Origin of the sequence: Brevibacterium limosum, from assembly GCF_011617705.1 — a bacterium.
Lineage (GTDB): Bacteria > Actinomycetota > Actinomycetes > Actinomycetales > Brevibacteriaceae > Brevibacterium > Brevibacterium limosum.
In genome coordinates this window covers 4,238,356-4,253,182 of the sequence record NZ_CP050154.1, presented here as the reverse complement: position 1 = coordinate 4,253,182, position 14,827 = coordinate 4,238,356, and the positions used below count along the sequence as shown (strand labels likewise).

Sequence of the window (14,827 nt, the reverse complement as noted above, 5' to 3'; positions counted from 1 at the left end):
ACATGCTTGTGTTTACCCAAGCGCCCACCGACGCTTCCGTCGCGGTGCACATGGCATCCACAAGCTCATGATCGACTGAGACCCTTGATTACTCTGGGGTAGACAGCACTTATCCACAATCTCCACAGGTGCTGATACTTCTACCAAGTGAATTCAACTCTCAAGAGGGCGACCGCCACCGACTGCTGCGGTGGGTGGACATCGAGCTCGTGACCGCGAGCTCGGCACGGATCCAGCGAGCGAAACTATTCGAACACAGGGTCTCGGATGATTCTCGAATGCGAGATCCGCACTCTGATCGCCCTTTTCGGCCGGCACTCCTGAGGTGGGCACAAATCGGATAGGCTGTGTAAAGTTTTCCGAGCAGTATCGAGCCTGTGACTCGCAACCCGGAATCTTGTGCCAGATGCCCAGTGCAGGTCGGGTGGCCACCCCCGAAGGAGTAAAGTGAACGCGGAAGCATCCCCCTTGAAGTTCAAAGTCAATCGCGACGTGCTCGCTGACGCTGTTGCCTGGGCGACCAAGACTCTGCCCAGCCGTCCTTCCGCTCCGGTCCTCACCGGCATCCTCATCACCGCCGAAGCCGGCGGCACAGTGCGTCTTGCCGTGTTCGACTACGAAGTCTCCTCCCGCGTCGAGATCGTCGCCGATGTCGCCTCCGCCGGAACCGTCCTCGTCTCCGGTCGCCTGCTCGCCGACATCTCCAAGGCGCTGCCGAACCAAGAGGTCACCCTCGAACAGATCGATGCGAAGGTCGACGTCACCTGCGGATCCTCCCGCTTCTCGCTGATGACGATGCCCGTGAGCGAATACCCCGCATTGCCGCAGATCCCCGACGACTCCGGCACCGTTTCGGCTGGTGAGTTCCAGAATGCCGTCTCCCAGGTCACGATCGCGACCTCGAAGGACGACACCCTGCCGATCCTCACCAGCGTCCGGGTCGAGATCGAAGGCGAGAAGGTCACGATGCTCGCCACCGACCGCTATCGTCTGGCCGTTCGCGAATTCACCTGGAACCCGGGACGCCCCGACGTCTCTGCTGTGGCCCTGCTGCGCGGACGCACGCTCTCCGATGTCTCGAAGTCACTCGGCGGCGATGTCACCATCGGTCTGAGCACCGATGCCGGCAAGGACCTGATCTCCTTCACGTCGGCGGGCCGAGTCACCACGTCGCTGCTCATCGAAGGCGAATACCCGAAGGTGCGGTCGCTGTTCCCGGACTCGGTGCCGATCCATGCCATCGTCGAAACCGCTGTGCTGCGTGAAGCCGTGCGCCGCGTCTCGCTCGTGGCCGAGCGCAACACCCCGCTGCGCTTCGAGGTCACCGACGGCATGCTCACGCTCCACGCCGGCACCGGCGACGACGCTCAGGCGTCCGAAGCCGTCGAAGCGACTCTGCAGGGCGAAGAGATCACCGTCGGCTTCAACCCGCACTACATCGCCGAGGGCCTCGCCGCGGTCGAGAGCCCGTACGTGAACTTCTCCTTCACTCAGCCGATGAAACCGGTCATCATCTCCGGTCAGAAGGAACTCGACGCTCCAGCCGACGAGTCGTACCGCTACCTGCTCATGCCCACGCGCATCTGAATGTGGATATCCCGACTCTCCCTGCGTGACTATCGGTCGTATCCGGAACTCGACCTCGAGTTCTCACCCGGAGTCACCACATTCGTGGCCGACAACGGGACCGGGAAGACCAATATCGTCGAGGCGATCGGGTACCTCGCTCATCAGCGCTCCCACCGGGTCGCCTTCGACGCTCCGCTGGTCCACGACGGCAGGCCGGCCGCGACTGTGTCCGCTCTGGTCAACCGGGATCAGCGGCACGCCACCGTCGAGGTGACCATCCAGGCCAAGGGTGCCAACCGGGCCCGGGTGAATCGCAACGCGGTCAAGCTCAAGGACGTCCTCGGCCTCGTCTCCTGCGTCGTCTTCGCTCCCGAGGACCTCAGCCTGGTGCGCGGTGAACCGGCCGAACGCCGGTCCTGGATCGACACCCTCGTCGTGGCGCGCAATCCCCGCTTCGCCTCGATCATCACGGACTTCGAGCGTGCACTCAAACAACGCAACGCTCTGCTCAAACGCCTCCGCGACGACCGCGATCCCGGTCTCGAAGCGACTCTCGACATCTGGAACATGGCCTACGCGGACTCCGCCGCCGAGCTCGTCTTCGGTCGGCAGCGCATCCTCGCCGACATCGTGGAGCCGCTCCAGACGAACTTCGCCTATATCGCCGCCGACGCACGGCTCGAGCGGCAGGGCGCCCATATCTCCTACGACTCGCGCATCGACTACTCGCAGGCCGAATCCGCTGCCGAATGCAGGGAGCTGCTGCTCGCAGCCCTCGATCGGCGCCGCACGACGGAGATCGAGCGTGGACTGACCCTGCACGGACCCGGACGCGATGACCTCTCCCTGATGATCGGAGACCATCCGGCCAAGGGCTACGCCTCACACGGAGAGACCTGGTCACTGGCACTGGCCATGCAGCTGGCCGGCTGGGACCTGCTCTCCGCGGATGCCGGAAGCGCCGCCGAACAGCCGATCCTCGTCCTCGACGACGTCTTCGCCGAACTCGACACCGGTCGGCGACAGCGTCTGGCCTCACGAGTGGCCTCGGCCGAACAGGTCTTCATCACCGCCGCTGTCGACTCGGATCTGCCCGATGGCCTGGAAGGCACTCGGATCGACGAGTCCCGACTCGTGCAGAGCAGCGCATCATGAGCGGCATCGCCCGTGACTTCTCCACTCCTGTCGCCGCCCTCGAAGCCCTCGACCGAGTGCGGCGCATGGAGGTCACCGAAGCGAAGTTCGTCCGCAGCCGTCGACGCTCCCGCCTGCGCGGTGAAGTCGTCTACTCCGGATCGGGCAGAGACGGCCGCGACCCGAAGACGGTGTCATCCGTGCTCGGTTCGCTCATCTCCGACCGCGGCTGGTCGTCCTCACTCGACATCGGCAAGGTCCTCGGCCGGTGGCCGGACCTCGTCGGGCCGCAGGTGGCCCAGCATGCGACGCCCGTCGACTTCTCTCCTCCGCTGCTCGTCATCGCCGCGGACTCGACGACCTGGGCGACCCAGCTGCGGGTGCTCAAACCGACGATCCTGCGCAAGCTCGAGGAAGGACTCGGCTCGGCGACGATCACCGAGATCGAGATCAAGGGGCCACAGGGGCGCAGCTTCAAGCGGGGCCGACGATCGGTGGCCGGCCGCGGACCCCGGGACACATTCGGCTGAGGTCCGGGTCGCCTCGGCGACATTCCGGGAAGTCGTCCTGGATTTTCGGAAAGAACACAGAAAGCCGTAAACGGCCATAGCCGCTCCCTCACCTGTCCGGGGGTACATCTGCGGCACGAAAATTCGGGAAATACGCCTTCACAGGCCGCTTACGGGCATTTCAGCGTTCGGCGCGGTAGACTGGGGAGCTGATAGCGACCATCCGAACAAGGAGTCATATGACGACCGAGGATCAGCCTCATTATGATGCCGGCGACATCACTGTGCTCGAGGGTCTCGAGGCAGTCCGGAAACGGCCCGGCATGTACATCGGTTCGACCTCGGAACGCGGTCTCCACCACCTCGTCCAGGAGATCGTCGACAACTCCGTCGATGAGGCGATGGCCGGCTATTGCGATCATATCGAGGTCACCATCCTCGCCGACGGCGGCGTCCGCGTCTCCGACGACGGACGTGGAATGCCCGTGGCCATGCACCCGACGGAGAACAAGCCGACCGTCGAGGTGATCCTCACGATCCTCCACGCCGGCGGTAAGTTCGGCGGCGGCGGATACGCCGTGGCCGGCGGCCTCCACGGTGTGGGTTCGACCGTGGTCAACGCGCTGTCCGAACGCCTCGAGGTCGAGGTCAAGCGTGACGGCTATGTGTGGACGATGGACTTCGTCCGCGGTGTGCCCACAGGCGAACTGCAGCGCGGTGAGGCGACCGAGGAGACCGGCACGACCGTGACCTTCTGGCCGGACGGCTCGATCTTCGAGACCACGGACTTCTCCTACGAATACCTGCGTGCGCGCTTCCAGCAGATGGCCTTCCTCAACAAGGGCCTGAAGATCAGCCTCACCGATGAGCGCCACAACGAGGTCGATGACGACGAGGTCCAGATCGATGAAAACGAGGCGAGTGAGTGGAAGCCGCGCACCGCCACCTACGAATACGAGCATGGTCTGCTCGACTACGTCGAGTACCTCAACTCGACGAAGAAGGCCGATCTCGTCCACCCCGACGTCATCGTATTCGAAGCCGAAGAGGGCGAACAGACTCTGGCGCTCGAGATCGCGATGCAGTGGACGACGTCGTACAACGAGTCCGTGCACACCTACGCCAACGTCATCAACACCCACGAGGGCGGCACCCACGAAGAGGGCTTCCGCACCGCACTGACCTCGCTGGTCAACGCGTATGCGAAGGAACAGAAGCTGCTGCGCGACAAGGACCCCAACCTCACCGGCGACGACATCCGCGAAGGTCTGACCGCCGTCATCTCCGTCAAGCTCGGCGATCCGCAGTTCGAAGGTCAGACGAAGACGAAACTCGGCAACTCCGAGGTCAAGGGCTTCGTCCAGCGCGTGGTCCGTGACGAACTCGGGCACTGGTTCGAGTCGAATCCGGCCCAGGCGAAGGACGTCGTGCGCAAGGCCCTGCAGGCCTCCCAAGCGCGGATGGCCGCCCGCAAGGCCCGCGAAGCCACCCGGCGCAAGGGGCTGCTCGAGTCCTCGGGCATGCCCGGCAAGCTCAAGGACTGCCAGTCGAAGGACCCTTTCGTATCCGAGGTCTTCATCGTCGAGGGCGACTCGGCCGGCGGCTCGGCGACTCAGGGCCGCAACCCGAACACTCAGGCGATCCTTCCGCTGCGCGGAAAGATCCTCAACGTCGAGAAGGCACGACTCGACCGGGCACTGGGCAACAACGAAGTCCAGGCGATGATCACCGCCTTCGGCACCGGCATCGGCGAGGAATTCGATCTCGAGAAGCTGCGCTACCACAAGATCGTCCTCATGGCCGATGCCGACGTCGACGGTCAGCACATCACGACCCTGCTGCTGACGCTGATCTTCCGCTACATGAAGCCGCTCATCGAGCACGGCTACGTCTATCTCGCCACCCCGCCGCTCTACCGCATCAAATGGTCGAACGCTCCACACCAGTTCGCGTACACGGACAAGGAACGCGACGGACTGCTCGAGGCCGGGCGGGCCGCAGGCAAGCGACTGCCCAAGGACCTCGCGATCCAGCGCTACAAGGGTCTGGGCGAGATGAACTACGAGGAGCTGTGGGAGACGACGATGGATCCCGACCACCGACTGCTCAAGCAGGTGTCCCTCGACGATGCGATCGTCGCCGACGAGATCTTCACCGTCCTCATGGGCGATGATGTGGATTCGCGTCGTCGCTTCATCCAGGAGAACGCGAAGGACGTCCGCTTCCTCGACATCTGAGCATCCACCCTCACCGGGCTGCCGCCTCGGTGAGGGTGGGTTCGCACTCACGCCCCCATTCTTTGAACTCACCAATCGCCGCCGCACACGGTTGAGATCCAACCGGACACGGTTCGAACACAAGGGAAGAGCCCACATTGGCCGACGAGAACGATATCGGAACAGACATCAACCGGATCGAACAGGTTGATCTCAACCTCGAAATGCAGAGGTCGTACCTCGACTACGCGATGAGCGTGATCGTCGGACGTGCCCTGCCGGACGTCCGCGACGGACTCAAGCCCGTCCACCGTCGCGTCCTCTACGCGATGTTCGACGGCGGCTACCGCCCCGACCGGAACTTCTCCAAGTGCTCCCGCGTCGTCGGCGACGTCATGGGCCAGTACCACCCGCACGGCGACACGGCGATCTACGACGCCATGGTCCGCCTCGTGCAGCCGTGGACGATGCGCTACCCGCTCGTGGCCGGTCAGGGCAACTTCGGGTCCCCGGGCGACGACGGTGCGGCCGCCCCCCGTTATACCGAGTGCAAGATGGCGCCCCTGGCCATGGAGATGGTCCGGGACATCGAAGAAGGCACCGTCGACTTCCAGGACAACTATGACGGGCGCAACCAGGAGCCCATGGTTCTGCCCTCCAGGTTCCCGAACCTCCTGGTCAACGGCTCGGCGGGAATTGCCGTGGGCATGGCCACGAACATACCTCCGCACAACCTCCGCGAGGTCGCCGCCGGCGCGCAGTGGCTGCTGTCCCACCCGGAAGCGAGCAAGGAAGAGGCGCTCGAGGCCCTTCTCGGCCTCATCAAGGGACCGGACTTCCCGATGGGCGCGACGGTCCTCGGCCGCAAGGGCATCGAGGACACCTACCGCACCGGCCGCGGATCGATCACCCAGCGTGCCGTCGTCGAGGTCGAAGAGATCCAGGGGCGGACCTGCCTCGTCGTCACCCAGCTGCCGTACATGGTCAACCCGGACACTCTGGCCGCGAAGATCGCCTCCTATGTCAAGGACGGCAAGGTCGCCGGCATCGCGGATCTGCGCGATGAGTCCTCGGGACGTACCGGTCAGCGCCTGGTCATCGTGCTCAAGCGCGATGCCGTGGCCAAGGTCGTGCTCAACAACCTGTACAAGCACACCTCGCTGCAGGAGAACTTCTCCGCGAACATGCTGGCCCTCGTCGACAGCGTGCCGCGCACGCTGAGCATCGACTCGTTCCTGCGCCTGTGGGTCAAGCACCAGATCGAAGTCATCGTCCGCCGCACGCAGTTCCGTCTGCGCAAGGCCGAGGAGCGCGCTCATATCCTGCGCGGCTACCTCAAGGCCCTCGATGCCCTCGACGAGGTCATCGCCCTGATCCGCCGCTCCCCGTCCTCGGACGAGGCGCGGACCGGTCTGATGGAGCTGCTCGAGGTCGACGAGATCCAGGCGAATGCGATCCTCGATCTGCAGCTGCGTCGTCTGGCCGCCCTGGAGCGTCTGAAGATCCAGGAAGAGTCCGAGAAGATCGAGGCGCAGATCGCCGAATACAAGCACATCCTCGAAACCCCGTCTCGCCAACGTGAGATCGTGTCCGAGGAACTCGACGAGATCGTCGAACGCTACGGTGATGACCGCCGCACGAAGATCCTCGCCGGCTTCGACGGAGACGTCTCCATGGAGGACCTCATCCCCGAGGAGGAGGTCGTCGTCACGATCACTCGCGGCGGCTACGCGAAGCGGACCCAGACGCACCTCTACCGTGCCCAGCACCGAGGCGGCAAGGGCATCAAGGGTGCCGCGCTGCGCGGCGACGACGTCGTCGAACAGTTCTTCGTCACCTCCACCCACAACTGGCTGCTGTTCTTCACGAACACCGGCCGCGTGTACCGGGCGAAGGCCTATGAGCTGCCCGAGGGCTCACGCGATGCCAAGGGCCAGCATGTGGCGAACCTGCTCGCCCTCCAGCCCGGCGAGTCGATCGCACAGGTGCTGTCGATCCGCGACTACGAGGTAGCCGACTTCCTCATCCTCGCCACCCGGTCCGGTGTGGTGAAGAAGACCCGCCTGAGCGAGTACGACTCCAACCGCACCGGCGGTGTCATCGCCATCAACCTGCGCGAATACAAGGGTCAGCCCGATGAGCTGGTCTCGGCCCGCATCGTCGGTGCCGAGGATCACCTGCTGCTGATCTCGCGGAAGGGCATGTCGATCCGCTTCGCCGCCGATGACGAGTCGATCCGTCCTCTCGGCCGAGTCACCGGTGGCGTCACCGGTATGAAGTTCAAGGACGACGACGAGCTGCTCACGATGGACGTCGTTCGGCCGGACACCCACGTCTTCGTCGTCACTGAAGCCGGGTTCGCCAAGCGCACCCCGGTCGACGAGTACCGCCTGCAGGGGCGCGGCGGTCTGGGAATCCGGGTTGCGAAGATCACTGAACAGCGCGGAGACTTGGTAGGCGGACTCATCGTCGAAGACGGTGAGGAGGTCCTCGTGGTCATGGAGCGAGGTAAGATCGTTCGGTCGAGCATCGATGAAGTTCCGGCGAAGGGACGCAACACCATGGGTGTGGTGTTCGCGAAACCGGACAAGAAAGATCGTATTATCGCAGTGACCCGTGGTCCCGAAGCCGAGGTCGAAGACGAAGACGATGCCGAAGTCCCGGAAGGTGAGGTCGCAGAGCCTCAGGCCGGCAACGAGGATGTGGAAGAGTGAGCGATAGCAAACAGCCAGGCTCAGGCAAGATCATACGCACGTCAAGCGGCTCGACCCGTCTGACGGCCGGATCGTCGAAGTCGGACGAGAAGCCGGCTGACGCCGCCGGTTCGGGCACCAAGCAGGGATCCGGCTCCGGTCGCGGTTCCTCGGGACCGAACAGCCAGAACGCCACTGTCGTCGCCCCTCCCGCACCTAAGGCCTCTCCGAAGCCCAACCGGGCTCCCTCGGCCGGTTCGACGCCATCGGCACACACCGGTTCGCAGGGATCGGGTGGCCAGACCGGCTCACAGGGAACTGGCGCACCGGCTTCCGGTTCGCAGGGTTCGGGCTCCCAAGGATCGGGCGGCGGCGGCCGCAGCGCCACCTCGGTGATGGGAAATGCCGCGAACACCGTCCGCGCCAGCTCCGGCGGCGTGAAGATGGGCGTGAAGAACATGGTCGACAGTGGGAAGGGCAAGAAGAAGAAGGGCCCTCGCACCGTCCGCCTCACCGTCTCTGCGGTCGACCCGTGGTCGGTCATGAAGATGTCGTTCCTCATGTCCGTGGCGATCGGCATCGCGACCATCGTCGCGTTCATCGTGCTGTGGGTCGTGCTGCAGGCGACCGGTGTGATGAGCGGCCTCGAATCGACGATGAGTGAGCTCGCCGGCGCGGAGTCGGCCGAGCGGATCATCGGGATCTTCGGATTCGGCCGGGTCGTCGCAGCCGGCTTCATCATCGCGGTCATCAACATCGTGCTGATGACGGCGCTGTCGACCTTGGCGGCCTTCATCTACAACATCGGCTCCCTCATCGCCGGCGGATTCAGCCTCACCCTCACCGACGACTGACCCCTCCTCAATTACTACCCGACGGCGGCTGAGCAACCTCGCGCGAGGTTGCTCAGCCGCCGTCAGGTAGTTCTGGGAGGTGTGAGGGGTGTCACTGAGTGCCGATTTGTGTTTGTCTGCCCTGGATGGGTATTGTTTTACTTCGGGTTCACCCGATGAGGGCCTATAGCTCAGGCGGTTAGAGCGCTTCGCTGATAACGAAGAGGTCCCTGGTTCAAGTCCAGGTAGGCCCACGTCCTGTTACAACAGGATTTCCTTTCGAGGAGGATCATGAGACGATGGATTCTCAGCGGTCTCACTTTAGTGGGACTCGGAGTGTTCTTCGGGTGGCGGCACCAGAACCAGAGTGCCCAGGCCGAATGGTCCGAAAACACCGATTCGGTGTGAGGGTGTGAACCCGTCCGGGGGTATGGCGCAATTGGTAGCGCATCTGCTTTGCAAGCAGAGGGTTAGGGGTTCGAGTCCCCTTACCTCCACTCGAGTAGTTTTGAGACAGCACTCGTAGAACGAAGGCTCCGAACCGATCGGTTCGGAGCCTTCGTCGTCCGCTGGGACCTCGGGCCAGGCCTTCAGATCGAGATCGCCTCAGGCGCGCCAGTACCCGAGGTAACCGTCGATGAGGCCGTCATAGGTGTGCAGGCTGCGGTCGCCGTTGAAGTTCTGGTGCCACACCTGGCCCTCGTAGTAGATGCCGATATGGCCGTAGGCAGAGGTGTCGGCCCCATCGCCCCAGACCAGGATGTCGCCGTTCTCGAACTTCTGGTCGGTGTGCCAGGTGAAGCCGTTCGCCTTCATCTTCGCCCCGCCGGAGCCGCCGGCTTGGTAGTCGACGGCGTTGCCCCACGCTCCGTGGTCGACGCCGTGGACCTCTTCGAGGGCCCGGGAGATGAGGCTGACGCATTCTCCCTGATACCCACCCTGCGAGTTCGCCAGCGACTGGCCCTCGTAATGCTTTAGGAAGTCTCCGATGCTCGAGAACTTCTTCTCCGCTTCTGCACCGGCGGAGGCGGGCGCCGAGGCGGTGCCGGAGTCTGCGGCCGGAACCGAGTTCTCAGCCCCCGCGGTGACGGCGGGCGGTGCCGCCGGCTCGGCGGCCGAGGCGATCGTGCCGGTGCCGAGCACGACTGCTCCGGCGATCATCGCAGCTGTCATGGTCTTCGTGGTGACGTTCTTCAGAGTCATTCTCATCCGTTCGTTCCGCTCGACTGTGTGACTGGTACTGGTGTTTCCAGGAGACGAGTCGTCTCTGGGACGAATCGTCGCCTCTGACGACGCTAACAGCGCCGTCATGAACACCCGATACGTCGAATCGAAGAGACGGTGAACTTGCTCGCCATCGAATATCCCGTTGACCTCGCCGAGGCGGCCCGGTCGTCACCGATGCCCGCCGTGACGAAGATCGCTGAGGTTTCGGGTTCTCCCCACTGTCGGCCGGAAACGGGAATACGTTAGTCTGAGTTGCTGTTCCTACTTTCGTCTGCGCGTCGACTCGGCATCTGCGTGCGACCTCCGCCCACATCCAGGGCCCAACAGATACATCCGAACGGAGCACCGTCTTGTCCAGCGACAGCTCACCCGCACACGCGCAGACACATCAGCCCGAGACCATCGACCCCGCAGGTATGAAGGTCATCTGGCTGCTGCTGGTGGCCGCCTTCGTGGCCATCCTCAACGAGACGACGATGGCCATCGCCATCCCCGAACTCAACAAGGCCCTCGGCATCCCGCCCGAGCTCGGTCAATGGCTGACCAGTGCTTTCATGCTCACCATGGCCGTCGTCATTCCGACGACCGGCTTCCTCCTCCAGCGATTCACCACGCGCCAGATCTTCTTGGCCGCGATGATCCTGTTCTCCGCGGGCACGCTCATCTGCCTGGTCTCGCAGGGATTCCCCCTGCTCCTCATCGGACGGATCGTCCAAGCCGCAGGCACCGGCATCATGATGCCGCTGCTGATGACCACGATGATGAACGTGGTCCCCGCACACTCGCGAGGTCGGATGATGGGTCGAGTCGGCCTCGTCATCTCGCTGGCCCCGGCCATCGGACCGACGATGTCGGGCATCGTGCTCGATTCGCTGGGCTGGCGCTGGCTCTTCGGCATCATCCTGCCCATCGCGCTCATCGCGCTGGCACTCGGCGCGAAATGGATGACCAACCTCGGCGAGTCGACCCACGCCCCGATCGACGTCGTCTCCATCATCCTGTCCGTGTTCGCCTTCGGTGGCATCGTCTACGGACTCAGCCAGTTCGGCCGCGGCCACGGCGGTGAGGCCGGCGGCGGATCCCAGAGCACACTGGCCTGGGCGACGATCGGCGGCGGAGTGGTCTTCCTCGCCCTCTTCGTCTGGCGCCAGCTCGCCCTGCAGAAGGACGATCGTGCCCTGCTCGACCTCCGCGTGTTCAGTTCCCGCAACTATGTCTTCTCGGTCATCATCATGGCCGTCGTCGCACTGTCGATGTTCGGCACGTTCTCCCTGCTGCCGCTGTACCTGCAGAGCGTCGTCGGGCTCGGCGCCACTCAGTCCGGCCTCGTCCTCCTGCCGGGTTCGGTGATCATGGGTCTGCTCGGGCCGGTGATGGGTCGCATCTACGACGCGCGGGGGCCGAAGACGCTGCTCGTGCCCGGCACGATCATGATCGCCGTGTCGATGTTCGCGTATTCGATGGCCGGGGTGGGCACGCCGATCTGGCTGCTCATCATCGTCCAGATCGTCATGTCGCTGGGCCTTGCCGGATCGTTCACCCCGCTGTTCTCAGCCTCGCTGGGATCGTTGGAGCGCCACCTGTACTCGCATGGTTCGGCCGCGCTGAACACCCTGCAGCAGGTCGCCGGAGCCGCGGGCACCGCGCTGCTCATCTCGATCTACTCCGCGGCCCTGCACTCGGGTCAGGCGGAGGGCAAGTCCATCCCCGAGGCGGGGGCCCCCGGCGGCCACGCCGCGTTCCTGCTGGCGACGGTCATCGCGATCGTTCCCGTCGTCCTCGCGTTCTTCATCCGCAAGCCCGAGGACCAGGACGACCACCCCGCCGAGGTGGTCGAGCCGGCCGACGCTCCCGCCGAATGACCGGCGCTTCGTCGACCGACTGATACGCCCGTCGGATGACCGCTGTTCCGGAGCCTCCGGAACAGCGGAATCCCGCCGGCCGCCTCGGTGATTCGAGGTCCCTCCTTGGTACGGTGACCACATGACCTCCTCTCTGCCCTCGGAACCGACGTCCTCACCCGAGATCCAGCCGGACGTGCGGGTCCGCGGGGCCAGGGAGCACAACCTGCGCAATATCGATCTCGCCGTGCCCAGGGACGCACTCGTCGTGTTCACGGGAGTGTCCGGATCGGGCAAGTCCTCCCTGGCCTTCGGCACCCTCTACGCCGAATCCCAACGCCGGTACCTCGAATCCGTGGCCCCCTACGCCCGCAGACTCATCGACCAGGCCGGCGTCCCGGACGTCGATTCGATCACCGGGATGCCGCCGGCCGTGGCCCTGCAGCAGCAGCGAGGCGGCCGCAGCGCCCGCTCGAGCGTCGGCAGCATCACGACCGTCTCCAGCCTCGTGCGCATGCTCTACTCCCGCGCAGGGCACTACCCCGACGATCAGCCGATGCTGCTGGCCGAGGACTTCTCGACGAACACCGTCGAAGGGGCCTGCCCCGAATGCCACGGCATCGGCCGCGTCTACGAGGTGCCCGAGAAGCGGATGGTTCCGGATCCGACGCTGACCATCCGGGAGCGGGCGATCGCCTCCTGGCCGAAGGCATGGCACGGCCACCAGCTGCGCGATGTGCTCGTGGCGCTCGGCTACGACGTCGACGTCGCCTGGCAGGACCTGCCGCGCGAACACCGCGACTGGATCCTCTACACCGAGGAGACCCCGCACCTGCCCGTCCACTCTCGGCTCACCCTCGCCGAGGCGCGCGAAGCGATCGCCGCAGGCGCCGAACCGACCTATTCGGGAACGTTCGTCGGTGCCCGGAAGTACGTGCTCGACACCTTCGCGAACACGAAGAGCACCGCGATGAAGCAGCGGGTCGCCGAGTTCCTCACCGCCGGGTCCTGCCCGGTCTGCCACGGCAAGAAACTCAAGCCCGAGGCCCTGTCCGTGACGATCGCCGGCCGCGACATCGCCGAGCTCTCCGCCCTGCCGCTGCACGAACTCATGACCATCCTCGACGACACCGTCGCAGAGGCCGGAACATCCCTGAACGCTGACGGTGACGACGATTCACCCGGAGAGCACCTCTCCTCCGCTGACGGCTCATCCGCCGGTGAACATCCCTCCATAGAGAAAATCGCTGCGTTCGTCCGCCTCGGCGAAGGACTCATCGAACGACTGCGGCCCATCAACGACCTCGGACTCGGGTACCTCTCGCTCGATCGGACCACCCCGACACTGTCCGGCGGAGAGCTCCAGAGACTGCGGCTGGCAACCCAACTGACCTCGGAGCTCTTCGGCGTCGTCTATGTTCTCGACGAACCCTCGGCCGGCCTCCACCCGCAGGACGTCGATGCGCTGATGGGCATCCTCGACGGCTTGAAGGCGCGCGGCAACAGTCTCTTCGTCGTCGAACACTCCGTCGACATCATGCGGCACGCCGACTGGCTCGTCGACATCGGGCCCGGTGCCGGCGAACGCGGCGGAGAGGTCCTCTTCAGCGGCCCCACCGCCGGCCTGGCCGAGGTCGAGGAGTCCGTGACGCGCGGGTATGTCTTCGGCAGCCGCGGACTGGAACGCCACGAACTCCGCGATCCCCAGGGATGGCTGCGCCTGGAGGACATCCGCCGCAACAACCTCGTCGACGTCAGCGTCGAGGTGCCGTTGGGCGCGCTGACCGCGGTCTCCGGTGTCTCGGGTTCCGGGAAGTCCAGCCTGGTCAGCCAGGTGCTGCCCGTGCTCGTCGGTGACCGGCTCGGTTCGCCCTCCGAGGCGGGCGACCCCGAACCCGAGGGCGACGATCTGCTGCTCGTCGACGAATCCGAGGAGCTGCGCGGCACCGTGACCGGTGACCTCACGGGCATCCGTCGGGTCGTGAGCATCGATCAGAAGCCCATCGGTCGCACCCCGCGCTCGAATGTCGCGACCTACACTGGTCTGTTCGATCATGTGCGTCGACGCTTCGCCGAGACTCCCGAAGCCACGGAACGCGGGTATAAGCCCGGCCGATTCTCCTTCAACGTCGCCGGCGGACGGTGCCCGACCTGCGAAGGTGAAGGTTTCGTCATGGTCGAACTGCTCTTCCTGCCCTCGGTATACACCGAATGTCCGGACTGCCACGGCACCCGCTTCCAGTCGAGCACGCTCGAAGTCCTCTGGCGCGGACGCAATGTCGCCGAGATCCTCGCTATGAGCGTCGACGAGGCCCACGAGTTCTTCACCGGCGAATTCGACATCATCCGCTCGCTGTCCGCGCTCATCGACGTCGGCCTCGGCTATCTGCGCCTCGGCCAGCCCGCCACCGAACTCTCCGGAGGTGAAGCGCAGCGGGTCAAACTCGCCAGCGAACTGCAGCGCTCTGGGCGCGGCGACACTCTCTACGTCCTCGACGAGCCGACCTCGGGTCTGCACTGCGCCGATGCCGACCGCCTCGTCGCTCACCTGCAGTCACTCGTCGATGCCGGCAACACCGTCGTCATGGTCGAACTCGATATGCGAGTCGTCGCCGTCGCCGACCACGTGATCGAACTCGGCCCTGGTGCCGGTGACAGCGGAGGCCGGGTCGTCGCAACCGGCACACCCGCCGACATCGTCACCGCCGGCGCGGGCCAGTCGGCGAAATACCTGGCCGCAGCACTGAGGGAATGATGCCGAGCGGCCGGTGATCTGAGCCACACGCACCCTCCGGCCCAACCCGC

At 64.9% G+C, this 14,827-nt stretch carries 9 protein-coding genes and 2 tRNA genes; 10 read left to right on the top strand and 1 reads right to left on the bottom strand.

The features are described 5' to 3' along the window. Nucleotides 1-447: 447 nt before the first annotated feature. The 8 genes from dnaN (at nt 448) to GUY37_RS18915 (ending at nt 9,451) form a co-directional block, all read left to right on the top strand. Complete coding sequence (gene dnaN, locus GUY37_RS18950; RefSeq protein ID WP_208094726.1) at nt 448-1,587, top strand: DNA polymerase III subunit beta; 1,140 nt, start codon at nt 448-450, stop codon at nt 1,585-1,587. Beyond that, complete coding sequence (gene recF, locus GUY37_RS18945) at nt 1,588-2,724, top strand: DNA replication/repair protein RecF (RefSeq protein WP_166829028.1); 1,137 nt, start codon at nt 1,588-1,590, stop codon at nt 2,722-2,724. Further along, nucleotides 2,721-3,233: a DUF721 domain-containing protein gene (locus tag GUY37_RS18940; RefSeq protein ID WP_166829025.1), complete on the top strand. Its 513-nt coding sequence runs from the start codon at nt 2,721-2,723 to the stop codon at nt 3,231-3,233. Before recF ends, GUY37_RS18940 begins: the two co-directional genes overlap by 4 nt. Nucleotides 3,234-3,451: 218 nt before the next feature. Next, nucleotides 3,452-5,449, top strand: a complete 1,998-nt coding sequence (gyrB, locus tag GUY37_RS18935; RefSeq protein ID WP_166829023.1) for a DNA topoisomerase (ATP-hydrolyzing) subunit B — start codon at nt 3,452-3,454, stop codon at nt 5,447-5,449. A 137-nt stretch (nt 5,450-5,586) separates the two neighbouring features. Next, on the top strand, nt 5,587-8,142 hold the full coding sequence (gyrA, locus tag GUY37_RS18930; protein ID WP_166829020.1) for a DNA gyrase subunit A: 2,556 nt from the start codon (nt 5,587-5,589) through the stop codon (nt 8,140-8,142). Beyond that, complete coding sequence (locus tag GUY37_RS19305) at nt 8,139-8,975, top strand: DUF3566 domain-containing protein (protein WP_228278259.1); 837 nt, start codon at nt 8,139-8,141, stop codon at nt 8,973-8,975. The genes gyrA and GUY37_RS19305 overlap by 4 nt, the downstream gene beginning before the upstream one ends. A gap of 159 nt (nt 8,976-9,134) precedes the next feature. Then, nucleotides 9,135-9,208, top strand: a tRNA-Ile gene (locus GUY37_RS18920). A 170-nt stretch (nt 9,209-9,378) separates the two neighbouring features. Continuing rightward, a tRNA-Ala gene (locus GUY37_RS18915) sits at nt 9,379-9,451 on the top strand. A 109-nt stretch (nt 9,452-9,560) separates the two neighbouring features. On the opposite strand, the gene GUY37_RS18910 is transcribed toward GUY37_RS18915, so the two are convergent. After that, nucleotides 9,561-10,157: a CHAP domain-containing protein gene (locus GUY37_RS18910; RefSeq protein ID WP_166829017.1), complete on the bottom strand. Its 597-nt coding sequence runs from the start codon at nt 10,155-10,157 to the stop codon at nt 9,561-9,563. A gap of 440 nt (nt 10,158-10,597) precedes the next feature. Between GUY37_RS18910 and GUY37_RS18905 the strand changes: the two genes are divergently transcribed. Beyond that, on the top strand, nt 10,598-12,043 hold the full coding sequence (locus GUY37_RS18905; RefSeq protein WP_166830021.1) for an MDR family MFS transporter: 1,446 nt from the start codon (nt 10,598-10,600) through the stop codon (nt 12,041-12,043). Nucleotides 12,044-12,164: 121 nt separating this feature from the next. Then, nucleotides 12,165-14,777, top strand: coding sequence for an excinuclease ABC subunit UvrA (locus tag GUY37_RS18900; RefSeq protein ID WP_166829014.1), 2,613 nt, complete (start codon nt 12,165-12,167; stop codon nt 14,775-14,777). Nucleotides 14,778-14,827: the final 50 nt, after the last annotated feature.

Excerpts from the sequence above, each read along its gene's own strand:
- recF (WP_166829028.1), top strand. The coding sequence starts at position 1,588 with ATGTGGATATCCCGACTCTCCCTGCGTGACTATCGGTCGTATCCGGAA.
- GUY37_RS18940 (WP_166829025.1), top strand. The coding sequence starts at position 2,721 with ATGAGCGGCATCGCCCGTGACTTCTCCACTCCTGTCGCCGCCCTCGAA.
- gyrB (WP_166829023.1), top strand. The coding sequence starts at position 3,452 with ATGACGACCGAGGATCAGCCTCATTATGATGCCGGCGACATCACTGTG.
- GUY37_RS18910 (WP_166829017.1), bottom strand. The coding sequence starts at position 10,157 with ATGACTCTGAAGAACGTCACCACGAAGACCATGACAGCTGCGATGATC.
- GUY37_RS18905 (WP_166830021.1), top strand. The coding sequence starts at position 10,598 with ATGAAGGTCATCTGGCTGCTGCTGGTGGCCGCCTTCGTGGCCATCCTC.
- GUY37_RS18900 (WP_166829014.1), top strand. The coding sequence starts at position 12,165 with ATGACCTCCTCTCTGCCCTCGGAACCGACGTCCTCACCCGAGATCCAG.